Source organism: Pseudomonas sp. CFBP 5748 (assembly GCF_053850495.1).
Genome location: NZ_JBSPTN010000009.1, coordinates 218,195 through 243,085, shown reverse-complemented (window position 1 = coordinate 243,085; position 24,891 = coordinate 218,195). Strand labels below are relative to the sequence as shown.

The window sequence follows — 24,891 nt, the reverse complement described above, 5'->3', positions numbered from 1 at the left end:
CGACGCAAGTCTTAAACCACAAGCCTACGCAGATGGTGCTCCCGGTTCCTTACCGAATCAGACACCAAAACGACATTCGGTTTCGACCGGATGAAACGGTAACAAGCAGGAGTTAAACCCGTGGCAATTAATCTCGAAGACAAGAAGGCCATCGTCGCTGAAGTCAACGAGGCTGCCAAAGTCGCTCTGTCCGCTGTCGTGGCTGATGCCCGTGGCGTAACAGTAGGCGCAATGACCGGACTCCGTAAAGAGGCTCGTGAAGCTGGCGTTTATGTACGTGTCGTACGTAACACCCTGCTCAAGCGCGCCGTTGCTGGCACTGAATACAGTGTTCTCAACGACGTGTTCACCGGCCCGACCCTGATCGCGTTCTCCAAGGATCATCCAGGCGCTGCTGCCCGTTTGTTCAAGGAATTCGCCAAGGGTCAGGACAAGTTCGAGATCAAGGCAGCTGCGTTCGAGGGCAAGTTCCTCGCAGCTAATCAGATCGATGTACTGGCAACACTGCCGACCCGCGACGAAGCCATTTCGCAGCTGATGAGCGTGATTCAAGGCGCTACCAGCAAGCTGGCTCGTATTCTGGCTGCAGTTCGCGAGCAAAAAGAAGCTGCCGCAGCCTAAGGCTGAGCATTTTCTCTCGCGCTTTTTTGTTTATTTCGATGGCCGCGTAGGCCGTCCCCCAATTTAGGAATTAGAGTCATGTCTATCTCTCAAGACGATATCCTCAACGCCGTAGCTGAAATGTCCGTTCTGCAGGTTGTTGAGCTGATCAAAGCTTTCGAAGAAAAATTCGGTGTTTCTGCTGCCGCTGCTTCCGCTGGTCCAGCTGCTGCTGCCGCCGTTGTTGAAGAGCAAACCGAATTCAACGTCATGCTGACCGAAGCTGGCGAGAAGAAAGTTAACGTGATCAAGGCAGTACGTGAACTGACCGGTCTGGGCCTGAAAGAAGCCAAGGCTGTAGTTGACGGCGCTCCTGCCATGGTTCTGGAAGCTGTTTCGAAAGACGCAGCTGACAAAGCCAAAGCAACTCTGGAAGAAGCAGGCGCTAAAGTCGAGCTGAAGTAAGCATCGACTTTGCGTCTCCAGCCCGAGCGTTAAGCGACAGGCTGATGGCTGGTGGCTCTTGCCACCGGCCTTTTTCCGTTACTGGCAGCCGACTGGGTCGGTGCTGATAGCGGGCTGTAACCACCCGATGTGGTGGCGCAAACCATGGGGTTTGCACGATTTTCTGGCTGCTCCCGTCGGGAGGGGCCAAACAAGCAGGTGACCAAGCTGGGGAACGCTGATGGCTTACTCATATACTGAGAAAAAACGTATCCGCAAGGACTTTAGCAAGTTGCCGGACGTCATGGATGTGCCGTACCTCCTGGCCATCCAGCTGGATTCGTATCGTGAATTCTTGCAAGCGGGAGCGACTAAAGATCAGTTCCGCGACGTGGGCCTGCATGCGGCCTTCAAATCCGTTTTCCCGATCATCAGCTACTCCGGCAATGCTGCGCTGGAGTACGTCGGTTATCGCCTGGGCGAGCCGGCATTTGATGTCAAAGAATGCGTATTGCGCGGTGTAACTTACGCCGTACCTTTGCGGGTAAAAGTGCGCCTGATCATTTTCGACAAAGAATCGTCGAACAAAGCGATCAAGGACATCAAAGAGCAAGAAGTCTACATGGGTGAAATCCCCCTGATGACTGAGAACGGTACCTTCGTAATCAACGGTACCGAGCGTGTAATCGTTTCCCAGCTGCACCGTTCTCCGGGCGTGTTCTTCGACCACGACCGTGGCAAAACGCACAGCTCCGGCAAACTGCTTTACTCCGCGCGCATCATTCCTTACCGCGGTTCGTGGTTGGACTTCGAGTTCGATCCGAAAGACTGCGTATTCGTGCGTATCGACCGTCGTCGCAAGCTGCCTGCATCGGTACTGCTGCGCGCGCTCGGTTATACCACTGAAGAAGTATTGGACGCGTTCTACACCACCAACGTTTTCCACGTGCAGGGTGAAAACCTCAGCCTGGAGCTGGTGCCTCAGCGTCTGCGCGGTGAAATCGCTGTCCTCGATATCCAGGATGACAAGGGCAAGGTTATTGTCGAGCAGGGTCGTCGTATTACCGCTCGCCACATCAACCAGCTGGAAAAAGCCGGGATCAAAGAGCTGCAGGTGCCTCTGGACTACGTCCTGGGTCGCACCACCGCCAAGGTCATCGTGCATCCGGCCACCGGCGAAATCCTGGCAGAGTGCAACACCGAGCTGAACACCGAGATCCTGGCAAAAATCGCCAAGGCCCAGGTTGTTCGCATCGAGACTCTGTACACCAACGATATCGACTGCGGTCCGTTTATCTCCGACACGCTGAAGATCGACTCCACTGGCAACCAACTGGAAGCCCTGGTCGAGATCTATCGCATGATGCGTCCTGGCGAGCCGCCAACCAAGGATGCAGCCGAGACTCTGTTCAACAACCTGTTCTTCAGCCCTGAGCGCTACGACCTGTCTGCGGTCGGCCGGATGAAGTTCAACCGTCGTATCGGTCGTACCGAGATCGAAGGTTCGGGCGTGTTGAATAAAGACGACATCGTTGCGGTGCTCAAGACTCTGGTCGACATCCGTAACGGCAAAGGCATCGTCGATGACATCGACCACCTGGGTAACCGTCGTGTTCGCTGTGTAGGCGAAATGGCCGAGAACCAGTTCCGTGTTGGCCTGGTGCGTGTAGAGCGCGCGGTCAAGGAACGTCTGTCGATGGCTGAAAGCGAAGGCCTGATGCCGCAAGACTTGATCAACGCCAAGCCAGTGGCTGCGGCGGTGAAGGAGTTCTTCGGTTCGAGCCAGCTGTCTCAGTTCATGGACCAGAACAACCCGCTGTCCGAGATCACCCACAAGCGTCGTGTCTCTGCACTCGGTCCGGGCGGTTTGACCCGTGAGCGCGCAGGCTTCGAAGTTCGTGACGTACACCCGACTCACTACGGTCGTGTATGCCCGATTGAAACGCCGGAAGGTCCGAACATCGGTCTGATCAACTCCTTGGCCGCCTATGCGCGCACCAACCAGTATGGCTTCCTCGAGAGCCCGTACCGTGTGGTGAAAGACGCCCTGGTCACTGACGAGATCGTATTCCTGTCCGCCATCGAAGAAGCCGATCACGTGATCGCTCAGGCTTCGGCCACGATGAACGACAAGAAAGTCCTGATCGACGAGCTGGTAGCTGTTCGTCACCTGAACGAGTTCACCGTCAAGGCGCCGGAAGACGTCACCTTGATGGACGTGTCGCCGAAGCAGGTCGTTTCGGTTGCAGCGTCGCTGATCCCGTTCCTCGAGCATGACGACGCCAACCGTGCGTTGATGGGTTCGAACATGCAGCGTCAAGCTGTACCAACCCTGCGCGCTGACAAGCCGCTGGTAGGTACCGGCATGGAGCGAAACGTAGCCCGTGACTCCGGCGTTTGCGTCGTGGCTCGTCGTGGTGGCGTGATCGACTCCGTTGATGCCAGCCGTATCGTGGTTCGTGTTGCCGATGACGAAGTTGAAACGGGCGAAGCCGGTGTCGACATCTACAACCTGACCAAATACACCCGCTCCAACCAGAACACCTGCATCAACCAGCGTCCGCTGGTGAGCAAGGGTGATCGGGTTCAGCGTAGCGACATCATGGCCGATGGTCCGTCCACCGATATGGGTGAGCTGGCACTGGGTCAGAACATGCGCATCGCGTTCATGGCATGGAACGGCTTCAACTTCGAAGACTCCATCTGCCTGTCCGAGCGTGTTGTTCAGGAAGATCGCTTCACCACGATCCACATCCAGGAACTGACCTGTGTGGCTCGTGACACCAAGCTTGGCCCAGAGGAAATCACTGCAGACATCCCGAACGTGGGTGAGGCTGCACTGAACAAGCTGGACGAAGCCGGTATCGTTTACGTAGGTGCTGAAGTAGGCGCAGGCGACATCCTGGTCGGTAAGGTCACTCCGAAAGGCGAGACCCAGCTGACTCCGGAAGAGAAACTGCTGCGTGCCATCTTCGGTGAAAAAGCCAGCGACGTTAAAGACACCTCCCTGCGCGTGCCTACCGGCACCAAGGGTACCGTCATCGACGTACAGGTCTTCACCCGTGACGGCGTTGAGCGTGATGCTCGTGCACTGTCCATCGAGAAGACTCAACTCGACGAGATCCGCAAGGACCTGAACGAAGAGTTCCGTATCGTTGAAGGCGCAACTTTCGAGCGTCTGCGCTCCGCTCTGGTCGGCCACAAAGCCGAAGGCGGCGCTGGCCTGAAGAAAGGTCAGGAAATCACCGACGAAGTTCTCGACGGTCTTGAGCACGGCCAGTGGTTCAAGCTGCGCATGGCTGAAGATGCTCTGAACGAGCAGCTCGAGAAGGCCCAGGCCTATATCGTTGATCGCCGCCGTCTGCTGGACGACAAGTTCGAAGACAAGAAGCGCAAGCTGCAGCAGGGCGATGACCTGGCTCCGGGCGTGCTGAAAATCGTCAAGGTTTACCTGGCAATCCGTCGTCGCATCCAGCCGGGCGACAAGATGGCCGGTCGTCACGGTAACAAGGGTGTGGTCTCCGTGATCATGCCGGTTGAAGACATGCCGCACGATGCCAATGGCACCCCGGTCGATGTGGTCCTCAACCCGTTGGGCGTACCTTCGCGTATGAACGTTGGTCAGATCCTTGAAACCCACCTGGGCCTCGCGGCCAAAGGTCTGGGCGAGAAGATCAACCGTATGATCGAAGAGCAGCGCAAGGTCGCTGACCTGCGTAAGTTCCTGCACGAGATCTACAACGAGATCGGCGGGCGCAACGAAGAGCTGGACACCTTCACCGACCAGGAAATCCTGGACTTGGCGAAGAACCTGCGCGGCGGCGTTCCAATGGCTACTCCGGTGTTCGACGGTGCCAAGGAAAGCGAAATCAAGGCCATGCTGAAACTGGCAGACCTGCCAGAAAGTGGCCAGATGCAGCTGTTCGACGGCCGTACCGGCAACAAGTTCGAGCGCCCGGTTACCGTTGGCTACATGTACATGCTGAAGCTGAACCACTTGGTGGACGACAAGATGCACGCTCGTTCTACCGGTTCTTACAGCCTGGTTACCCAGCAGCCGCTGGGTGGTAAGGCGCAGTTCGGTGGTCAGCGTTTCGGGGAGATGGAGGTCTGGGCACTGGAAGCGTACGGTGCTGCATACACTCTGCAAGAAATGCTCACAGTGAAGTCGGACGATGTGAACGGCCGGACCAAGATGTACAAAAACATCGTGGACGGCGATCACCGTATGGAGCCGGGCATGCCCGAGTCTTTCAACGTGTTGATCAAGGAAATTCGTTCCCTCGGCATCGATATCGATCTGGAAACCGAATAACACGTGACGCGAATCGAGAGCGGGGCTGTTTTGCCCGCTCTCTGCTCCGCCAGGAGGAAAGGCCTTGAAAGACCTACTGAATTTGCTGAAAAACCAGGGTCAAGTCGAAGAGTTCGACGCCATCCGTATTGGATTGGCCTCGCCTGAGATGATCCGTTCGTGGTCGTTCGGTGAAGTTAAAAAGCCGGAAACCATCAACTACCGTACGTTCAAACCTGAGCGTGACGGCCTGTTCTGCGCCAAGATCTTTGGCCCGGTGAAGGATTACGAGTGCCTGTGCGGTAAGTACAAGCGCTTGAAGCACCGTGGTGTGATCTGCGAGAAGTGCGGCGTTGAAGTTGCGCTGGCAAAAGTTCGTCGTGAGCGCATGGCACACATCGAGCTGGCCTCGCCGGTTGCCCACATCTGGTTCCTGAAATCGCTGCCGTCCCGTATCGGCCTGCTGATGGACATGACCCTGCGTGATATCGAACGCGTTCTCTACTTCGAGAGCTATGTCGTTATCGACCCGGGCATGACCACCCTTGAAAAAGGTCAGCTGCTCAACGACGAGCAGTACTTCGAAGCGCTGGAAGAGTTCGGCGACGATTTCGATGCCCGCATGGGTGCCGAAGCTGTCCGCGAACTGCTGCACGCTATCGACCTGGAGCACGAGATTGGCCGCCTGCGCGAAGAAATTCCGCAAACCAACTCCGAAACCAAGATCAAGAAGCTGTCCAAGCGTCTGAAGTTGATGGAAGCCTTCCAGGGTTCCGGCAACCTGCCAGAGTGGATGGTGCTGACCGTTCTGCCGGTTCTGCCGCCAGACCTGCGTCCACTGGTTCCGCTCGATGGCGGTCGTTTCGCGACTTCCGACCTCAACGATCTGTATCGTCGAGTGATCAACCGTAACAACCGCTTGAAGCGCCTGCTTGATCTGTCCGCTCCGGACATCATCGTGCGCAACGAAAAGCGTATGTTGCAGGAAGCTGTCGACGCGCTGCTCGACAACGGTCGTCGTGGCCGTGCTATCACCGGTTCCAACAAGCGTCCTCTGAAATCCCTGGCTGACATGATCAAGGGTAAGCAGGGTCGTTTCCGTCAGAACTTGCTCGGTAAGCGTGTTGACTACTCCGGTCGTTCGGTAATTACCGTAGGCCCGACCCTGCGCCTGCACCAGTGCGGTCTGCCTAAGAAAATGGCTCTGGAGCTGTTCAAGCCGTTCATTTTCGGCAAGCTGGAAATGCGTGGTCTCGCGACCACCATCAAAGCCGCCAAGAAGATGGTCGAGCGCGAGCTGCCAGAGGTTTGGGACGTTCTCGCCGAAGTGATTCGCGAGCACCCAGTGCTGCTCAACCGTGCACCGACCCTTCACCGTCTGGGTATCCAGGCGTTTGAACCGGTACTGATCGAAGGTAAGGCCATCCAGCTGCACCCTCTGGTCTGTGCTGCGTACAACGCCGACTTCGACGGCGACCAAATGGCCGTGCACGTACCGCTGACGCTGGAAGCCCAGCTCGAAGCGCGTGCGCTGATGATGTCGACCAACAACATCCTGTCGCCAGCCAACGGTGAGCCAATCATCGTTCCGTCGCAGGACGTTGTATTGGGTCTGTACTACATGACTCGTGAAGCGATCAACGCCAAGGGCGAAGGTCGTGTGTTCGCGGATCTGCAGGAAGTTGACCGTGTGTTCCGTGCCGGCGAAGCCGCACTGCACGCCAAGGTCAAAGTGCGGATCAACGAAACCGTGAACGATCGTGATGGCGGCAGCGTGACCAACACCCGTATCGTCGACACCACCGTCGGTCGTGCGCTGTTGTTCCAGGTTGTGCCAAAAGGCTTGTCCTTCGACGTCGTCAACCTGCCGATGAAGAAAAAGGCGATCTCCAAGCTGATCAACCAGTGCTACCGCGTGGTTGGTCTGAAAGAGACCGTGATCTTCGCTGACCAGTTGATGTACACCGGTTTTGCCTATTCGACCATTTCCGGCGTTTCCATCGGTGTTAACGACTTCGTTATCCCGGACGAAAAAGCCCGCATCATCGGTGCTGCTACCGAAGAAGTGAAAGAGATCGAAAGCCAGTACGCCTCCGGCCTGGTAACCCAGGGCGAGAAGTACAACAAGGTCATCGACCTCTGGTCCAAGGCGAACGACGAAGTATCCAAGGCGATGATGGCCAACCTCTCGAAAGAGAAAGTCATCGACCGTCATGGCAACGAAGTCGACCAGGAATCGTTCAACTCGATGTACATGATGGCCGACTCGGGCGCACGGGGTTCTGCTGCGCAGATCCGTCAGCTCGCCGGTATGCGTGGCCTGATGGCCAAGCCGGACGGCTCCATCATCGAGACCCCGATCACCGCGAACTTCCGTGAAGGTTTGAGCGTACTCCAGTACTTCATCTCCACTCACGGTGCCCGTAAGGGTCTTGCGGATACCGCGTTGAAAACGGCGAACTCCGGTTACCTGACTCGTCGTCTGGTAGACGTTGCGCAGGATCTGGTCGTGACCGAGATCGATTGCGGCACCGAACACGGCTTGGTGATGACTCCGCACATTGAAGGCGGTGACGTTGTAGAGCCGCTGGGTGAACGCGTATTGGGTCGTGTCATCGCCCGTGACGTATTCAAGCCGGGTACCGAGGACGTAATCGTTCCTGCCGGCACCCTGGTTGACGAGAAGTGGGTCGAGTTCATCGAGCTCAACAGCATCGACGAAGTGATCGTACGTTCGCCGATCAGCTGCGAAACCCGCTACGGCATCTGCGCCAAGTGCTACGGTCGCGACCTGGCTCGTGGTCACCAGGTGAACATCGGTGAAGCGGTCGGCGTTATCGCTGCCCAGTCCATCGGTGAGCCGGGTACCCAGCTGACGATGCGTACGTTCCACATCGGTGGTGCGGCAAGCCGGACCTCCGCAGCTGACAGCGTTCAGGTGAAGAATGGCGGTACTGTCCGTCTGCACAACCTCAAGCACGTAGAGCGCGTGGACGGTCACCTGGTGGCTGTATCCCGTTCCGGTGAGCTGGCGATCGCTGACGACTTCGGTCGCGAGCGCGAGCGCTACAAGCTGCCGTACGGTGCTGTGATTTCGGTCAAGGAAGGTGACAAGGTCGACGCTGGTGCTATCGTGGCCAAGTGGGATCCGCACACCCACCCGATCGTGACCGAAATGAAAGGTACCGTGACCTACGTGGGCATGGAAGAAGGCATCACGATCAAGCGTCAGACTGACGAATTGACCGGTATGACCAACATTGAAGTACTTGACGCGAAAGATCGTCCAGCTGCTGGCAAGGACATCCGTCCGGCCGTGAAGATGGTCGACGACAACGGCAAGGATCTGTTGCTGCCAGGCACTGACGTAATCGCTCAGTACTTCCTGCCAGCCAACGCCCTGGTCGGTGTTGCGGATGGTGCGCGGATCGCGATCGGTGATGTTATCGCTCGTATCCCGCAGGAAACTTCGAAAACCCGCGACATCACCGGTGGTCTGCCGCGTGTTGCCGACTTGTTCGAAGCCCGTCGTCCGAAAGAAGCCTCGATTCTGGCTGAAGTCAGCGGCACCATCGCGTTCGGTAAAGAGACCAAAGGCAAGCGCCGTCTGGTCATCACGCCGAACGACGGTAGCGATCCGTACGAAGAGCTGATTCCGAAGTGGCGTCACCTGAACGTCTTCGAAGGCGAACAGGTAAACCGCGGCGAAGTTATCTCCGACGGTCCGAGCGATCCACACGACATCCTGCGTCTGCTGGGTGTGAGTGCGCTGGCCAAGTACATCGTGAACGAGATCCAGGACGTTTATCGTCTGCAAGGCGTGAAGATCAACGACAAGCACATCGAGACCATCCTGCGTCAGATGCTGCGTAAAGTTGAAATCGCTGAATCCGGCGATTCGAGTTTCATCAAGGGCGACCAGATGGAACTGACTCACGTACTGGTAGAAAACGAGCGCCTGGCTGCGGACGACAAGTTCGTATCCAAGTTCACTCGCGTGCTGCTGGGTATCACCAAGGCGTCGTTGTCCACCGAATCGTTCATCTCGGCGGCTTCCTTCCAGGAAACCACCCGCGTACTGACCGAAGCGGCGGTAACCGGCAAGCGCGATTACCTGCGCGGCCTGAAAGAAAACGTGGTCGTGGGTCGTCTGATCCCGGCCGGTACCGGTTTGGCCTATCACAGCGAGCGCAAACGCCGCCGTGATGCAGACAAGCCGTTGCGCGTAAGCGCCAGTGAAGTGGAAGCTGCACTGACCGAAGCACTGAACTCGAGCGGTAACTGAGTTCTGTAGCAATTGAGTGCCTGGCCCTGGTCGTCCCGCCCGCCGGATCGAGACAAATTGTCGAGATCCGGCGGGCGGGGAGGTCGGGGCCTTGCCTTGACTGGGAGCAAGATCCTCTTTAGACTCTTGATCCCCTAAATTTGGCGGGAATTCGTTCCTGCCATTTTGCTTTTCTTGTAAGACAATAGCGTCGCAAGACAACAGTGGAGCTAGTAGATGGCAACTATCAACCAGCTGGTACGTCAGCCGCGTAAGCGTATCGTCGAGAAATCCGACGTGCCTGCGCTGCAGAACTGCCCGCAACGTCGTGGCGTATGCACCCGTGTGTATACCACCACGCCGAAAAAACCTAACTCGGCACTGCGTAAAGTATGCCGTGTGCGTCTGACCAACGGTTTCGAGGTTTCCTCGTACATCGGCGGTGAAGGCCACAACCTGCAAGAGCACAGCGTGGTACTGATCCGCGGCGGTCGTGTAAAAGACTTGCCAGGTGTTCGTTACCACACCGTTCGCGGTTCTTTGGATACTTCCGGCGTTAAAGGTCGTAACCAGGGTCGTTCGAAGTACGGTACCAAGCGTCCGAAATAATCGGCCGTTTTACAGTTTTTCATTTTATTGAGTCGATAAGAGTAAGGTCGGGCACGCAATAGCTGTCCCGGGCTAACCTGAAGACCGTTTGAGGGCTTATCAATGCCAAGACGTCGCGTAGCAGCCAAACGTGAGATTCTGGACGATCCGAAATACGGAAGCCAGATTCTCGCCAAGTTCATGAACCACGTAATGGAAAGCGGCAAGAAAGCCGTTGCCGAGCGTATCGTTTATGGCGCACTGGACAAAGTTAAGGAACGCAAGAACAGCGATCCCCTGGAAATCTTCGAGAAAGCTCTCGACGCCATCGCTCCGCTGGTCGAAGTGAAGTCGCGCCGTGTAGGCGGTGCTACTTACCAGGTTCCGGTCGAAGTTCGTCCGTCCCGTCGTAACGCCCTGGCAATGCGCTGGTTGGTAGACTTCGCCCGCAAGCGCGGTGAGAAGTCCATGGCTCTGCGTTTGGCTGGCGAACTGTTGGACGCTGCTGAAGGTAAAGGTGCTGCAGTTAAGAAGCGTGAAGACGTGCACCGTATGGCTGAAGCCAACAAGGCTTTCTCGCACTACCGCTTCTAATTTTAGCGTCACTCAATTTGCGAGGGCTTTATGGCTCGTACTACACCGATTAACCGCTACCGTAACATCGGTATCGTTGCTCACGTGGATGCTGGTAAAACCACCACCACCGAGCGCGTCCTTTTTTACACCGGCAAAAGTCACAAGATGGGCGAGGTGCATGATGGCGCCGCGACCACCGACTGGATGGTGCAGGAGCAGGAGCGTGGTATTACCATTACTTCTGCTGCCATTACCGCCTTCTGGAAGGGTTCCGAGAAGCAGTACCCGCACGAGCATCGCTTCAACGTTATCGATACCCCGGGCCACGTAGACTTCACCATCGAAGTTGAACGTTCCCTGCGTGTACTCGACGGCGCTGTCGTCGTGTTCTGCGGTACTTCGGGTGTTGAGCCTCAGTCGGAAACCGTATGGCGTCAGGCCAACAAATACGGTGTTCCACGTCTTGTTTACGTAAACAAGATGGACCGTGCTGGTGCCAACTTCCTGCGCGTGATCGGTCAGATCAAGCAGCGTCTGGGTCACACTCCGGTGCCGATCCAGCTGGCTATCGGTTCCGAAGACAACTTCCAGGGTCAGATCGATCTGATCAACATGCAAGCTGTCTACTGGAACGATGCTGACAAGGGTATGGTTCCTGTTCGCAAGGACATCCCGGCAGAGTTGCTGGAAGAAGCCGAGAAGTGGCGCGGCAACATGGTTGAGGCTGCGGCCGAAGCCAACGAAGAGCTGATGAACAAGTACCTTGAGGGTGAAGAGCTCACCAACGAGGAAATCAAGGCTGCTCTGCGCCAGCGTACCATCGCTGGTGAGATCGTCCTGGCTGTTTGCGGTTCTTCCTTCAAGAACAAGGGTGTTCCCCTGGTTCTCGATGCTGTGATCGACTTCCTGCCTGCTCCAACCGACATTCCTGCTATCAAGGGCTCCAACCCTGATAACGAGGAAGAGGAAATGGAGCGTCATGCAAGCGACGACGAGCCTTTCGCGGCTCTGGCGTTCAAGATCGCTACCGACCCATTCGTGGGTACCTTGACCTTTGTTCGGGTTTACTCGGGCGTGTTGAACTCCGGCGACGGCGTGATCAACTCTGTAAAAGGCAAGAAAGAGCGTGTGGGTCGTATGGTGCAAATGCACGCAAACGCCCGTGAAGAGATCAAGGAAGTGCGCGCTGGCGACATCGCGGCCTTGATTGGCATGAAGGACGTCACCACCGGTGAAACCTTGTGCAACGCTGACAAGCCAATCATCCTGGTTCGTATGGACTTCCCGGAGCCGGTTATTTCGGTTGCCGTTGAGCCAAAAACCAAGGATGACCAGGAAAAAATGGGTATCGCTCTGGGCAAGCTTGCTCAGGAGGACCCGTCTTTCCGCGTCAAGACTGATGAAGAGACCGGTCAAACGATCATCTCTGGTATGGGCGAGTTGCACCTGGACATCCTGGTTGACCGGATGCGCCGTGAGTTCAACGTCGAAGCCAACATCGGTAAGCCTCAGGTTTCCTATCGTGAGCGCATCACGAAGAACTGTGAAATCGAAGGTAAGTTTGTTCGCCAGTCCGGCGGCCGTGGTCAATTCGGTCACTGCTGGATTCGTTTTGCACCGGCTGACGAAGGTCAGGAAGGTCTGCAATTCGTGAACGAAGTCGTAGGTGGTGTGGTTCCTAAGGAATACATCCCGGCGATCCAGAAGGGTATCGAAGAGCAGATGAAGAACGGCGTTGTTGCCGGCTATCCGCTGATCGGCCTGAAGGCAACTGTGTTCGATGGTTCTTACCACGACGTCGACTCCAACGAGATGGCGTTCAAGGTGGCTGCTTCCATGGCAACCAAGCAACTGGCCCAGAAGGGCGGTGGTGAGTTGCTTGAGCCGATCATGGCGGTAGAAGTCGTAACGCCTGAAGACTACATGGGTGATGTCATGGGCGACCTTAACCGTCGTCGTGGCATGATTCTGGGTATGGAAGATACGGTTTCCGGCAAGGTTATTCGTGCTGAGGTTCCGTTGGGTGAAATGTTCGGTTACGCAACCGACGTTCGTTCCATGTCTCAGGGTCGCGCAAGCTACTCTATGGAATTCAAAAAATACAATACAGCTCCGTCGCATATCGTCGAAACTGTTACCAAAAAACAAGGCTGATTCAGCCCCTTTAGGCTAGGAGTTAATTGTCGTGGCTAAAGAAAAATTTGATCGTTCCCTACCGCACGTCAACGTTGGCACCATTGGTCACGTTGACCACGGTAAAACCACTCTGACTGCTGCTCTGACTCGCGTCTGCTCCGAAGTTTTCGGTTCGGCCGTTGTTGCTTTCGATAAAATCGACAGCGCTCCGGAAGAAAAGGCTCGTGGTATCACCATCAACACCGCGCACGTTGAGTACAACTCTTCGATTCGTCACTACGCTCACGTTGACTGCCCAGGTCACGCTGACTACGTGAAGAACATGATCACCGGTGCTGCCCAGATGGACGGCGCGATCCTGGTTTGCTCGGCCGCTGATGGTCCGATGCCGCAAACTCGTGAGCACATCCTGCTGTCCCGTCAAGTAGGCGTTCCGTACATCGTTGTCTTCCTGAACAAGGCTGACATGGTTGACGACGCTGAGCTGCTGGAACTGGTTGAGATGGAAGTGCGCGACCTGCTGAGCACTTACGACTTCCCAGGTGATGACACTCCAATCATCATCGGTTCGGCTCTGATGGCTCTGAACGGCCAAGATGACAACGAAATGGGTACCACCGCTGTTAAGCGCCTGGTAGAAACTCTGGACAGCTACATCCCAGAGCCAGTTCGTGTTATCGACAAGCCGTTCCTGATGCCAATCGAAGACGTATTCTCGATCTCGGGTCGCGGTACTGTTGTAACTGGCCGTATCGAGCGCGGTATCGTCAAGGTTCAGGATCCACTGGAAATCGTTGGTCTGCGTGACACCACCGTCACCACCTGCACCGGTGTTGAAATGTTCCGTAAGCTGCTCGACGAAGGTCGTGCTGGCGAGAACTGCGGCGTTCTGCTGCGTGGTACCAAGCGTGACGACGTTGAGCGTGGCCAGGTTCTGGTCAAGCCAGGTTCGGTTAAGCCGCACACCAAGTTCGAAGCTGAAGTGTACGTTCTGAGCAAAGAAGAAGGCGGTCGTCACACTCCGTTCTTCAAAGGCTACCGTCCACAGTTCTACTTCCGGACCACTGACGTGACCGGTAACTGCGAACTGCCGGAAGGCGTTGAAATGGTAATGCCAGGCGACAACATCAAAATGGTTGTCACCCTGATCAAGACCATCGCAATGGAAGACGGTCTGCGTTTCGCTATCCGTGAAGGCGGTCGTACCGTCGGCGCTGGCGTCGTAGCCAAAATCATCGAGTAAGCTCTTTTTTGAGTCAGCTTTGATGAGTTGAAAAAGCCCCCGCTTAGCGGGGGCTTTTTTATTGGGTTGACACCTATATGGGGCGTCTATAGAATTGCGCCTCCTTTTAACGGGCGTATTGCGCTCGGTGGGAATAGCAGCCGGAGTCTGAAATCCAATGCAAAATCAGCAAATCCGTATCAGGTTGAAGGCTTTTGACCATCGCCTGATCGACCAATCCACCCAGGAAATCGTGGAAACCGCGAAACGTACTGGTGCTCAAGTGCGTGGTCCAATTCCACTGCCTACCCGTAAAGAGCGGTTCACCGTTCTGGTCTCCCCGCACGTCAACAAAGACGCGCGTGACCAGTACGAGATCCGTACTCATAAGCGCGTTCTGGACATCGTCCAGCCAACGGATAAAACCGTTGATGCTCTTATGAAGCTTGATCTTGCGGCCGGTGTGGAAGTGCAGATCAGCCTCGGCTAAGACTCGGTCTTAGTCGTGTAACGCTCTGAAATGGGCGGCCATAGCGGGTGAAAGCCCCGTACACTCATGAGGTTTACAACATGACTATTGGTGTAGTCGGTCGTAAATGCGGTATGACCCGTATTTTCACCGAAGAAGGTGTCTCCATTCCGGTCACGGTCATTGAGATCGAGCCGAATCGCGTCACCCAGTTCAAAACTGAAGAGACCGATGGCTATCGTGCAGTGCAAGTCACTGTCGGCGAGCGTCGTGCTTCGCGTGTAACAGCTGCTCAGGCTGGCCACTTCGCTAAGGCGAACGTTGCCGCTGGTCGTACCGTAATGGAATTCCGTCTTGAAGAAGGCGAGTACCAGGCCGGCGATCTGATCAACGCTGAAATCTTCGCTGCTGGTCAACTGGTTGATGTAACCGGTCAGTCCAAGGGTAAAGGCTTCCAGGGTACGATCAAGCGTTGGAACTTCCGCGGGCAAGATAACACCCACGGTAACTCCGTATCCCACCGCGTTCCAGGCTCTATCGGCCAGTGCCAGACTCCTGGTCGTGTATTCAAGGGCAAAAAAATGTCCGGTCATATGGGCGCTGAGCGCGTGACCGTGCAGTCCCTCGAAGTAGTGCGCGTGGACGCTGAACGCAATCTGTTGTTGGTCAAGGGCGCTGTTCCTGGCGCTACTGGCGGCAACTTGGTTGTACGTCCAGCAGCCAAGGCTCGCGGTTAAGGGGAAGCTGACATGCAATTAAATGTAAATGACGCTCAAGCGATCGAAGTTTCCGAACTGACATTTGGCGGCGAATTCAACGAGACGCTGGTTCACCAAGCAGTCGTGGCCTACATGGCCGGCGGCCGTCAAGGTAGCAAGCAGCAAAAGACCCGTTCCGACGTTTCTGGTGGCGGTAAGCGCCCATGGCGTCAGAAAGGTACTGGCCGTGCTCGTGCCGGTACTATCCGTAGCCCAATCTGGCGTGGCGGCGGTACCACTTTCGCAGCTCGTCCTCAGGATCACTCCCAGAAGCTGAACAAGAAGATGTACCGCGCAGCAATGCGTTCCATCCTTGCTGAGCTGGTGCGTACTGATCGTCTGGTCGTGGTTCAGGACTTCGCTGTTGAAGCACCGAAAACCAAAGATCTGCTGAACAAGCTGAACGGCATGGGCCTGACTGACGTCCTGATCGTGTCTGACGCTGTTGATCAGAACCTGTACCTGGCTGCTCGTAACCTGCCACACGTTGATGTTCGTGACGTGCAAGGTTCCGATCCGGTCAGTCTGATCGCATACGACAAGGTGTTGATCACCGTGTCGGCCGTGAAGAAATTCGAGGAGCTGCTGGGATGAACCAGGAACGCGTATTTAAAGTTCTGCTTGGCCCGCACGTTTCCGAGAAGGCTACGGTTCTGGCAGACAAGAAAGGCCAGTTCGTTTTCAAGGTTGCGACCGACGCAACCAAGCTGGAAATCAAGAAGGCCGTCGAAAGCCTGTTCAGCGTGAAAGTAGAGCGCGTGACTACCCTGAATGTTCTGGGTAAAAGCAAGCGCACTGCTCGCGGTCTGGGCAAGCGTAATGACTGGAAGAAGGCAGTTATCTCCCTTCAGCCAGGCCAAGATCTCGATTTCAGCAGCAGTGCTGAGTAAGGAAGGGGTGCATCATGGCAATCGTTAAATGCAAACCGACTTCCCCTGGCCGCCGTTTTGTGGTCAAGGTGGTCAACCAGGAGCTGCATAAAGGCGCTCCTCACGCACCGCTGCTCGAGAAAAAATCGAAGTCTGGTGGTCGTAACAACAATGGCCGTATTACCACTCGTCACATCGGTGGTGGTCATAAGCAGCATTATCGTCTGGTCGACTTCCGTCGCAACGACAAGGATGGCATCGCTGCCACCGTCGAGCGTATCGAATACGATCCAAACCGTACTGCTCACATCGCTCTGCTGCTGTACGCAGATGGCGAGCGTCGCTACATCATCGCCCCTAAAGGCGTGAGCGCTGGCGACCAGCTGATCGCAGGTGCCCTGGCACCGATCAAGCCGGGCAACGCTCTGCAACTGCGTAACATTCCAGTTGGTAGCACCGTACACGGCATCGAATTGAAGCCAGGTAAAGGCGCGCAAATCGCTCGTTCCGCTGGTGCTTCGGCTCAGCTGATCGCTCGTGAAGGTGTCTACGTGACCCTGCGTCTGCGTTCTGGTGAGATGCGTAAAGTACTGGCTGAATGCCGTGCGACCCTGGGCGAAGTCTCGAACTCCGAGCACAGCCTGCGTTCGTTGGGTAAAGCTGGTGCCAAGCGCTGGCGTGGCGTTCGCCCAACCGTTCGTGGTGTTGCCATGAACCCGGTTGACCACCCACATGGTGGTGGTGAAGGTCGTACCTCTGGTGGTCGTCATCCGGTATCGCCATGGGGCTTCCCGACTAAGGGCGCGAAGACTCGTGGTAATAAGCGTACCGACAAAATGATCGTCCGTCGTCGCAAGTAAATAGAGGGATACGACAGTGCCACGTTCTCTGAAAAAAGGTCCTTTTATTGATCTTCACCTACTGAAGAAGATCGAAGTGGCGGCGGAAAAGAACGATCGCAAACCAGTTAAGACCTGGTCGCGTCGTTCGATGATCCTGCCACAAATGGTCGGTCTGACCATCGCAGTACACAACGGTCGTCAACACGTCCCAGTTCTCGTGAACGAAGACATGGTCGGCCACAAACTGGGCGAGTTTGCCGGTACCCGCACATACCGTGGGCACGTGGCTGACAAGAAAGCCAAGCGTTAAGGGGTTAGGAAATGGAAGTAGCCGCTAAGTTGTCGGGCGCTCGAATCTCCGCCCAGAAAGCCCGCTTGGTCGCCGACCAGATCCGCGGGAAGAAGGTGGGCGAAGCGCTCAACCTGTTGGCTTTCAGCAGTAAGAAAGCCGCCGAGATCATGAAGAAAGTGCTGGAGTCGGCCGTAGCCAACGCCGAGCATAACGAAGGCGCAGACGTTGATGACCTGAAGGTCAGCACCGTTTTCGTCAACGAAGGGCGTTCGCTGAAGCGCATCATGCCACGTGCCAAAGGCCGTGCTGATCGCATCGTCAAGCGGTCTTGCCATATCACTGTCAAGGTTGCTGACAAGTAACGGAGTCGAAGAGATGGGTCAGAAAGTACATCCCATTGGCATTCGCCTGGGAATCGTCAAGGAGCACACCTCCGTCTGGTACGCAGACGGTCGGACTTATGCGGACTACTTGTTCGCTGATCTGAAGGTGCGTGAGTATCTCCAAGACAAACTAAAAAGCGCGTCCGTAAGCCGTATCGATATCCATCGTCCGGCGCAGACTGCACGTATCACCATCCACACTGCTCGTCCAGGTATCGTTATCGGGAAGAAAGGTGAAGATGTTGAGAAACTGCGTCAGGACCTGACCAAGCAAATGGGTGTGCCTGTGCACATCAATATCGAAGAGATCCGCAAGCCGGAGCTCGACGGTATGTTGGTTGCGCAGAGCGTAGCTCAGCAGCTGGAGCGTCGCGTAATGTTCCGTCGCGCTATGAAGCGCGCTGTACAGAACGCAATGCGCATTGGTGCCAAAGGCATCAAAATCCAAGTGAGCGGTCGTCTCGGCGGTGCTGAAATCGCACGTACTGAATGGTATCGCGAAGGTCGTGTGCCACTGCACACCCTGCGTGCCGACATCGACTATGCCAACTACGAAGCTCACACCACTTATGGTGTGATCGGTGTAAAGGTTTGGATCTTCAAAGGCGAAGTAATTGGTGGTCGCCAAGAAGAGCTGAAGCCACAAGCACCAGCGCCTCGTAAAAAAGCTGCTAAGTAAGGGGTACGCCAAATGTTGCAACCAAAGCGTACGAAGTTCCGCAAGCAGATGACCGGTCACAACCGTGGCCTGGCATTGCGCGGTAGCAAAGTCAGCTTCGGCGAGTTCGCGCTGAAGTCTGTTGCTCGTGGTCGTCTCACCGCTCGTCAGATCGAGTCAGCGCGTCGTGCTCTGACCCGTCACGTAAAACGTGGCGGCAAGATCTGGATCCGTGTATTCCCGGACAAGCCTGTCACCAAGAAGCCACTCGAAGTTCGGATGGGTAAAGGTAAGGGTAACGTGGAGTACTGGGTTGCCCAGATTCAGCCAGGCAAAGTCCTGTATGAAATCGAGGGTGTTTCTGAAGAGCTGGCGCGTGAGGCTTTCGCCCTGGCTGCTGCAAAGCTGCCGCTCGCCACCTCCTTTGTTAAACGGACGGTGATGTGATGAAAGCGAATGAACTTCGTGAAAAATCAGCACAGCAGCTGAACGAGCAACTGCTCGGCCTGCTGCGCGACCAGTTCAATCTGCGTATGCAGAAAGCAACTGGCCAGTTGGGGCAGTCTCATCTGCTCTCGCAAGTTAAGCGTGACATCGCTCGCGTGAAAACTGTGCTCAACCAGCAGGCAGGTAAGTAATCATGGCTGAAGCCGAAAAAACTGTCCGTACGCTGACTGGCCGTGTTGTCAGCGACAAGATGGACAAAACCATCACCGTTCTGATCGAGCGTCGCGTTAAGCACCCGATCTACGGTAAATACGTTAAGCGTTCGACTAAGCTGCACGCGCACGACGAAACCAATCAGTGCCACATCGGCGACAAAGTCACTATTCGTGAAACTCGTCCTTTGGCCAAGACCAAGTCTTGGGCGCTGGTTGATGTTCTCGAACGCGCTGTGGAAGTCTAAGGACTAGGGGTCGGAGAAATTATATGATTCAGACTCAATCCATGCTCGATGTGGCCGATAACAGCGGCGCTCGCCGCGTTATGTGCATCAAGGTGCTGGGTGGCTCCCATCGTCGTTACGCTGGTATTGGTGACATCATCAAAGTTACCGTCAAGGAAGCAATTCCTCGCGGTAAGGTGAAAAAAGGCCAAGTGATGACTGCTGTTGTAGTCCGCACTCGTCACGGTGTTCGCCGTGCAGATGGCTCCATTATCCGCTTTGATGGCAACGCTGCTGTTCTTCTGAACAACAAGCAAGAGCCGATCGGCACCCGTATCTTTGGGCCAGTGACCCGTGAACTTCGTACTGAGAAGTTCATGAAGATCGTCTCGCTCGCCCCAGAAGTGCTGTAAGGAGATCCGACATGCAAAAGATTCGTCGTGACGACGAGATCATCGTGATCGCCGGCAAAGACAAAGGTAAGCGCGGTAAGGTGCTGAAGGTTCTTGCTGACAACCGTCTGGTTGTTGGTGGTCTGAACCTGGTCAAGCGTCATACCAAGCCTAACCCGATGTCGGGCGTACAGGGCGGTATCGTCGAGAAAGAAGCGCCACTGCACGCTTCCAACGTCGCCATTTTCAACGGCGAAACCAACAAGGCTGACCGCGTTGGTTTCAAAGTAGAAGACGGTAAGAAAATTCGTGTCTTCAAGTCGACCCAAAAAGCGGTTGATGCTTGAACACTGCTAGGTAGAAGACCATGGCACGACTAAAAGAGATTTACCGGAAGGAAATCGCACCGAAACTTAAGGAAGAACTTAAGCTTTCGAACGTGATGGAAGTTCCGCGCGTTACCAAAATCACCCTGAACATGGGTCTGGGCGAAGCGATCGGCGACAAAAAAGTCATCGAGCACGCTGTTGCCGACCTGGAAAAGATCACCGGTCAGAAAGTCGTTGTGACTTACGCTCGGAAATCCATCGCTGGCTTTAAAGTCCGTGAAGGTTGGCCGATCGGCGTCAAAGTGACCCTGCGCCGTGAGCGTATGTACGAGTTCCTGGATCGTCTGCTGTCGATCTCCCTGCCTCGGGTTCGCGACTTCCGCGGCCTGAATGCCAAGTCCTTCGATGGTCGTGGTAACTACAGCATGGGCGTTAAAGAGCAGATCATTTTCCCGGAAATCGATTACGACAAGATCGATGCTCTCCGCGGTCTGGACATTACCCTGACCACCACTGCTCGGACGGATGACGAAGGTCGCGCACTGCTGCGCGCTTTCAAATTCCCGTTCCGCAACTGATTGGAGTAGGAAAATGGCCAAGAAGAGCATGAAAAACCGTGAGCTGAAGCGTCAGCTCACCGTTGCCAAGTACGCCACCAAGCGTGCAGCGCTGAAAGCTATCATCGTTGATCTGAACGCAAGTCCAGAAGCGCGTTGGGAAGCTACCGTAGCACTGCAGAAGCAGCCACGTGACGCAAGCGCTTCGCGCATGCGTAACCGCTGCCGCCTGACTGGTCGTCCGCACGGCGTGTACCGCAAGTTCGGCCTCGGCCGTAACATGCTGCGTCAAGCTGCAATGCGTGGTGACGTTCCAGGTCTGGTTAAAGCCAGCTGGTAAGCACTGTCAAAGTCTCGGTGTCCAGGGTCGCAAGATCCTGACCACCGGTGACCTTGAACTTGAATCAAGCCCCTTTTGGGGCTTGATTCATTTGTGGGGTGTGTCTAGAATACCCGGCTCGCCTGAGCCCGTGCTTTTATTGCGCGGATGTACTCGGCGACACGTAGTAGCCGAAAGGCTAATTTTTTGTGTATTAGGAGCGTCTAGCCCATGAGTATGCAGGACCCGTTAGCGGACATGCTAACTCGTATCCGTAATGCCCAGATGGCTGAAAAGTCCGTCGTAAGCATGCCATCTTCTACTTTGAAGGTAGCTGTTGCCAAAGTCCTGAAGGACGAAGGTTACATTGCGGGTTATCAGATCAGCAGCGAAATCAAGCCACTGCTGTCCATCGAGCTGAAGTACTTCGAAGGCCGTCCGGTCATCGAGGAAGTGAAGCGCGTTAGCCGTCCAGGCCTGCGTCAGTACAAGTCCGTCGATGATCTGCCAAAAGTTCGTGGCGGTCTCGGTGTGTCTATCGTCTCCACCAACAAAGGTGTGATGACGGATCGTGCTGCGCGCGCTGCCGGTGTCGGCGGCGAAGTTCTTTGCACTGTGTTCTAAGGGGGGATAAGCATGTCACGCGTCGCTAAGAACCCCGTTAAGCTGCCAGCCGGTGTCGAAGTCAAATTCGCAGGCCAACAGCTTTCGGTGAAGGGTGCCAAGGGCACTCTGCAACTGAACATCCATTCGTCCGTTGAGATCGTTGAAGAAGCTGGTGAGCTGCGTTTCGCTGCTCGCAATGGCGATCAACAGACTCGCGCAATGGCTGGTACCACTCGTGCGTTGGTAAACAACATGGTCCAAGGCGTAAGCCAAGGCTTCGAGCGCAAGCTCCAGCTGGTCGGTGTTGGTTACAAAGCGCAAGCAAAAGGCACAGTGCTGAACCTGGCTCTTGGCTTCTCGCACCCAGTGGATTATGAACTGCCGGAAGGCATCACCGCTGAGACTCCTAGCCAGACCGATATCCTGATCAAGGGCATCGACAAGCAGCTGGTAGGTCAAGTGGCCGCCGAGATCCGCGACTTCCGTCCACCAGAGCCGTACAAAGGCAAAGGTGTGCGCTACGCGGACGAAGTCGTCCGTCGTAAAGAAGCCAAGAAGAAGTAGGGCATAGCAAATGACCGACAAAAAAGTTACTCGACTGCGTCGCGCTCGCAAAGCACGCCTGAAAATGCACGAACTCGAAGTCGTGCGTCTCTGCGTGTTCCGCTCGTCGCAGCACATCTACGCCCAGGTCATTTCGGCCGACGGCAACAAAGTCCTGGCAAGTGCCTCGACTTTGGATAAAGAACTGCGTGATGGCGCCACTGGCAACATCGACGCGGCCACTAAGGTTGGCCAGCTGGTCGCTACGCGTGCAAAAGCCGCTGGCGTCTCGCAGGTGGCTTTCGACCGCTCTGGCTTCAAGTACCACGGTCGCGTCAAGGCGCTGGCTGATGCTGCTCGTGAAGCTGGGCTGGAGTTCTAAGTTATGTCAAATAACGACCAAAAGCGCGACGAAGGCTACATCGAGAAGCTGGTTCAAGTTAACCGCGTAGCCAAAACCGTTAAAGGCGGCCGTATCTTCACTTTCACCGCGTTGACCGTGGTAGGTGATGGTAAGGGCCGTGTTGGCTTCGGCCGTGGCAAGTCGCGTGAAGTGCCTGCTGCGATCCAGAAGGCAATGGAAGCTGCTCGCCGCAACATGATCCAGGTTGATCTGAACGGCACCACTCTGCAGTACGCAATGAAGTCTGCCCATGGCGCTTCGAAGGTGTACATGCAGCCTGCTTCTGAAGGTACCGGTATCATCGCTGGCGGCGCTATGCGTGCTGTCCTCGAAGTTGCTGGCGTTCAGAACGTTCTGGCCAAGTGCTACGGCTCGACTAACCCGGTAAACGTGGTTCACGCCACTTTCAAGGGTTTGAAAGCAATGCAGTCTCCTGAATCCATTGCCGCCAAGCGTGGCAAAAGCGTCAAGGAGATCTTCTGATCATGGCTACCGTAAAAGTTACGCTGATCAAAAGCATGACCGGCCGCATCCCTAACCACAAATTGTGCGTTAAGGGTCTGGGTCTGCGTCGCATCGGTCACACTGTAGAAGTCCTGGATACTCCCGAGAATCGCGGGATGATCAACAAGGCTTACTACATGCTGCGTGTCGAGGGTTAATCGATGAAACTCAATGATCTGAGTCCAGCGCCGGGTTCCCGTCGCGAAAAGCATCGTCCGGGCCGTGGTATCGGTAGTGGTTTGGGCAAGACCGGTGGCCGTGGCCACAAAGGTCAGACCTCCCGCTCCGGTGGCACCATTGCTCCAGGCTTTGAAGGCGGTCAACAGCCGCTGCATCGTCGCCTGCCGAAGTTCGGTTTCGTTTCCCTGAAGGCCATGGATCGCGCAGAAGTGCGTCTGTCCGAGCTGGCTAAAGTGGATGGCGACATCGTCACCGTGCAGTCCCTGAAGGATGCCAACGTGATCAACCAGAACGTACAGCGTGTGAAAATCATGCTGTCGGGCGAAGTTGCTCGTGCTGTCACCATCGGAAAGGGAATCGGCGCCACCAAAGGTGCGCGTGCGGCTATCGAAGCAGCTGGCGGCAAGTTCGAGGAATAAATGGCTAAGCAAGGTGCTCTCTCTGCGCTCGGCAAAGGCGGTATGTCTGAACTCTGGGCTCGTCTGCGTTTTCTGTTCCTGGCGATTATCGTCTACCGAATAGGCGCACACATCCCGGTTCCAGGTATCAACCCGGACCGACTCGCGGACCTGTTTCGACAGAATGAGGGGACCATTCTTAGCTTGTTCAACATGTTTTCCGGCGGCGCGCTGGAACGGATGAGCATCTTTGCACTGGGGATCATGCCGTACATTTCGGCATCGATCATCATGCAACTGATGACCGCCGTCAGCCCGCAGCTGGAGCAGTTGAAGAAGGAAGGTGAAGCTGGCCGTCGCAAGATCAGCCAGTACACCCGCTACGGCACTGTCGTCCTCGCTCTCGTTCAGGCCATTGGCATGTCCATTGGCCTGGCGGGGCAGGGCGTATCGTTCACTGCTGACTTCAGCTTCCATTTCGTCGCGGTAACCACGTTTGTGGCGGGTGCGATGTTTATGATGTGGCTGGGTGAGCAGATCACTGAGCGTGGTGTTGGCAACGGTATCTCGATGTTGATCTTCGCAGGTATCGTCGCCGGTCTTCCGAGAGCGATCGGGCAGTCTTTCGAGTCTGCGCGTCAGGGTGATATCAACATTTTCGCCCTGGTTGCCATCGGTTTGCTGGCAGTAGCGATTATCGGTTTCGTGGTGTTCATTGAGCGTGGTCAGCGTCGTATTGCTGTTCACTACGCCAAGCGTCAGCAGGGCCGCAAGGTGTTTGCTGCGCAGACCAGCCACTTGCCGTTGAAGGTGAACATGGCCGGCGTAATTCCGGCTATTTTCGCGAGCAGCATCCTGCTGTTCCCGGCTTCGTTGGGTGCCTGGTTCGGCCAGTCTGAAGGTATGGGCTGGTTGCAGGACATCTCGCAGTCGATCGCTCCTGGTCAGCCGTTGAATATTCTGCTGTTTAGTGCAGGGATTATTTTCTTCTGCTTCTTCTATACGGCGTTGATGTTCAATCCGAAAGACGTAGCGGAAAACCTGAAGAAGTCCGGTGCCTTTATTCCGGGCATCCGTCCAGGTGAGCAGTCTGCGCGCTACATTGATGGCGTTCTGACTCGCTTGACCATGTTCGGTGCTCTTTACATGACGGCCGTCTGTCTGTTGCCCCAGTTTCTGGTGGTTGCGGCAAACGTACCGTTCTACCTTGGCGGGACCTCGTTGCTGATCGTGGTCGTGGTTGTGATGGACTTCATGTCCCAAGTACAATCGCACCTCGTTTCGCACCAGTACGAATCCCTGATGAAGAAAGCCAACCTGAAGGGCTACGGCAGCGGCATGTTGCGCTGAGTAGCGTCCATAAGGTTCGAGGAGTTGGT

Annotated in this window: 30 protein-coding genes; all 30 read left to right on the top strand. The window is 55.7% G+C overall.

Translation table 11 applies throughout. The features are described 5' to 3' along the window. Positions 1-120: 120 nt before the first annotated feature. The 30 genes from rplJ (at position 121) to secY (ending at position 24,862) form a co-directional block, all read left to right on the top strand. Positions 121-621: a 50S ribosomal protein L10 gene (gene rplJ / locus ACWNZ1_RS21515; protein ID WP_135847431.1), complete on the top strand. Its 501-nt coding sequence runs from the start codon at positions 121-123 to the stop codon at positions 619-621. Between the two features lie 78 nt (positions 622-699). After that, positions 700-1,065 carry a 50S ribosomal protein L7/L12 gene (gene rplL / locus ACWNZ1_RS21510; RefSeq protein ID WP_025215758.1) on the top strand — a complete coding sequence of 122 codons (366 nt, stop codon included), beginning with the start codon at positions 700-702 and terminating at the stop codon, positions 1,063-1,065. A 220-nt stretch (positions 1,066-1,285) separates the two neighbouring features. Then, positions 1,286-5,359: a DNA-directed RNA polymerase subunit beta gene (gene rpoB, locus ACWNZ1_RS21505; protein ID WP_024619109.1), complete on the top strand. Its 4,074-nt coding sequence runs from the start codon at positions 1,286-1,288 to the stop codon at positions 5,357-5,359. 64 nt (positions 5,360-5,423) lie between these two features. Then, positions 5,424-9,623, top strand: coding sequence for a DNA-directed RNA polymerase subunit beta' (gene rpoC / locus ACWNZ1_RS21500; protein ID WP_123415185.1), 4,200 nt, complete (start codon positions 5,424-5,426; stop codon positions 9,621-9,623). Positions 9,624-9,839: 216 nt separating this feature from the next. Then, positions 9,840-10,211, top strand: coding sequence for a 30S ribosomal protein S12 (gene rpsL, locus ACWNZ1_RS21495; protein WP_003186084.1), 372 nt, complete (start codon positions 9,840-9,842; stop codon positions 10,209-10,211). A gap of 102 nt (positions 10,212-10,313) precedes the next feature. Further along, complete coding sequence (gene rpsG / locus ACWNZ1_RS21490) at positions 10,314-10,784, top strand: 30S ribosomal protein S7 (protein ID WP_003186074.1); 471 nt, start codon at positions 10,314-10,316, stop codon at positions 10,782-10,784. Positions 10,785-10,814: 30 nt separating this feature from the next. Beyond that, positions 10,815-12,920, top strand: coding sequence for an elongation factor G (gene fusA, locus ACWNZ1_RS21485; RefSeq protein WP_135847430.1), 2,106 nt, complete (start codon positions 10,815-10,817; stop codon positions 12,918-12,920). Between the two features lie 31 nt (positions 12,921-12,951). After that, on the top strand, positions 12,952-14,145 hold the full coding sequence (tuf, locus tag ACWNZ1_RS21480) for an elongation factor Tu (RefSeq protein ID WP_003186071.1): 1,194 nt from the start codon (positions 12,952-12,954) through the stop codon (positions 14,143-14,145). A gap of 157 nt (positions 14,146-14,302) precedes the next feature. After that, positions 14,303-14,614, top strand: coding sequence for a 30S ribosomal protein S10 (rpsJ, locus tag ACWNZ1_RS21475; RefSeq protein WP_003186070.1), 312 nt, complete (start codon positions 14,303-14,305; stop codon positions 14,612-14,614). A gap of 80 nt (positions 14,615-14,694) precedes the next feature. Continuing rightward, complete coding sequence (rplC, locus tag ACWNZ1_RS21470; RefSeq protein ID WP_003186059.1) at positions 14,695-15,330, top strand: 50S ribosomal protein L3; 636 nt, start codon at positions 14,695-14,697, stop codon at positions 15,328-15,330. Positions 15,331-15,342: 12 nt separating this feature from the next. Then, entirely contained in the window at positions 15,343-15,945 is a 603-nt protein-coding gene (gene rplD, locus ACWNZ1_RS21465; protein WP_003186057.1) for a 50S ribosomal protein L4, read from the top strand. Continuing rightward, positions 15,942-16,241: a 50S ribosomal protein L23 gene (gene rplW, locus ACWNZ1_RS21460; protein WP_002555488.1), complete on the top strand. Its 300-nt coding sequence runs from the start codon at positions 15,942-15,944 to the stop codon at positions 16,239-16,241. Before rplD ends, rplW begins: the two co-directional genes overlap by 4 nt. Before the next feature lie 14 nt (positions 16,242-16,255). Next, the gene (gene rplB / locus ACWNZ1_RS21455) at positions 16,256-17,080 is read left to right on the top strand and encodes a 50S ribosomal protein L2 (protein ID WP_003186055.1); all 825 of its coding nucleotides are present in this window, start codon (positions 16,256-16,258) and stop codon (positions 17,078-17,080) included. A 16-nt stretch (positions 17,081-17,096) separates the two neighbouring features. Next, positions 17,097-17,372, top strand: coding sequence for a 30S ribosomal protein S19 (gene rpsS / locus ACWNZ1_RS21450; protein ID WP_002555486.1), 276 nt, complete (start codon positions 17,097-17,099; stop codon positions 17,370-17,372). 11 nt (positions 17,373-17,383) lie between these two features. Then, positions 17,384-17,716: a 50S ribosomal protein L22 gene (gene rplV, locus ACWNZ1_RS21445; protein ID WP_003103908.1), complete on the top strand. Its 333-nt coding sequence runs from the start codon at positions 17,384-17,386 to the stop codon at positions 17,714-17,716. Positions 17,717-17,729: 13 nt separating this feature from the next. Continuing rightward, positions 17,730-18,416, top strand: a complete 687-nt coding sequence (rpsC, locus tag ACWNZ1_RS21440; RefSeq protein ID WP_003176422.1) for a 30S ribosomal protein S3 — start codon at positions 17,730-17,732, stop codon at positions 18,414-18,416. Positions 18,417-18,428: 12 nt separating this feature from the next. Next, positions 18,429-18,842, top strand: coding sequence for a 50S ribosomal protein L16 (rplP, locus tag ACWNZ1_RS21435; RefSeq protein ID WP_003186052.1), 414 nt, complete (start codon positions 18,429-18,431; stop codon positions 18,840-18,842). Next, a complete protein-coding gene (rpmC, locus tag ACWNZ1_RS21430; RefSeq protein WP_002555481.1) occupies positions 18,842-19,033 on the top strand; it encodes a 50S ribosomal protein L29 in 192 nt (63 codons plus the stop codon). Before rplP ends, rpmC begins: the two co-directional genes overlap by 1 nt. Positions 19,034-19,035: 2 nt before the next feature. Next, positions 19,036-19,302: a 30S ribosomal protein S17 gene (gene rpsQ, locus ACWNZ1_RS21425; protein ID WP_003176419.1), complete on the top strand. Its 267-nt coding sequence runs from the start codon at positions 19,036-19,038 to the stop codon at positions 19,300-19,302. A gap of 23 nt (positions 19,303-19,325) precedes the next feature. Beyond that, positions 19,326-19,694, top strand: coding sequence for a 50S ribosomal protein L14 (gene rplN, locus ACWNZ1_RS21420; RefSeq protein WP_002555479.1), 369 nt, complete (start codon positions 19,326-19,328; stop codon positions 19,692-19,694). 11 nt (positions 19,695-19,705) lie between these two features. Then, positions 19,706-20,020 (top strand): 50S ribosomal protein L24, encoded by a 315-nt coding sequence (gene rplX / locus ACWNZ1_RS21415; RefSeq protein WP_003186046.1) that lies wholly within the window; start codon positions 19,706-19,708, stop codon positions 20,018-20,020. 20 nt (positions 20,021-20,040) lie between these two features. After that, positions 20,041-20,580 (top strand): 50S ribosomal protein L5, encoded by a 540-nt coding sequence (gene rplE, locus ACWNZ1_RS21410; protein ID WP_003186044.1) that lies wholly within the window; start codon positions 20,041-20,043, stop codon positions 20,578-20,580. Between the two features lie 13 nt (positions 20,581-20,593). Further along, a complete protein-coding gene (gene rpsN / locus ACWNZ1_RS21405; protein ID WP_003186042.1) occupies positions 20,594-20,899 on the top strand; it encodes a 30S ribosomal protein S14 in 306 nt (101 codons plus the stop codon). Positions 20,900-21,109: 210 nt separating this feature from the next. After that, positions 21,110-21,502 (top strand): 30S ribosomal protein S8, encoded by a 393-nt coding sequence (rpsH, locus tag ACWNZ1_RS21400; RefSeq protein ID WP_003186040.1) that lies wholly within the window; start codon positions 21,110-21,112, stop codon positions 21,500-21,502. 12 nt (positions 21,503-21,514) lie between these two features. Beyond that, positions 21,515-22,048, top strand: coding sequence for a 50S ribosomal protein L6 (rplF, locus tag ACWNZ1_RS21395; protein WP_003186039.1), 534 nt, complete (start codon positions 21,515-21,517; stop codon positions 22,046-22,048). A gap of 10 nt (positions 22,049-22,058) precedes the next feature. Continuing rightward, positions 22,059-22,409: a 50S ribosomal protein L18 gene (gene rplR / locus ACWNZ1_RS21390; protein WP_003186037.1), complete on the top strand. Its 351-nt coding sequence runs from the start codon at positions 22,059-22,061 to the stop codon at positions 22,407-22,409. 3 nt (positions 22,410-22,412) lie between these two features. After that, positions 22,413-22,913, top strand: a complete 501-nt coding sequence (gene rpsE, locus ACWNZ1_RS21385; RefSeq protein WP_003186035.1) for a 30S ribosomal protein S5 — start codon at positions 22,413-22,415, stop codon at positions 22,911-22,913. A 2-nt stretch (positions 22,914-22,915) separates the two neighbouring features. After that, entirely contained in the window at positions 22,916-23,092 is a 177-nt protein-coding gene (gene rpmD, locus ACWNZ1_RS21380) for a 50S ribosomal protein L30 (protein WP_003186033.1), read from the top strand. Positions 23,093-23,095: 3 nt separating this feature from the next. After that, a complete protein-coding gene (gene rplO / locus ACWNZ1_RS21375; RefSeq protein ID WP_003186032.1) occupies positions 23,096-23,533 on the top strand; it encodes a 50S ribosomal protein L15 in 438 nt (145 codons plus the stop codon). Next, a complete protein-coding gene (gene secY, locus ACWNZ1_RS21370; RefSeq protein WP_015097035.1) occupies positions 23,534-24,862 on the top strand; it encodes a preprotein translocase subunit SecY in 1,329 nt (442 codons plus the stop codon). Positions 24,863-24,891 lie beyond the last annotated feature (29 nt).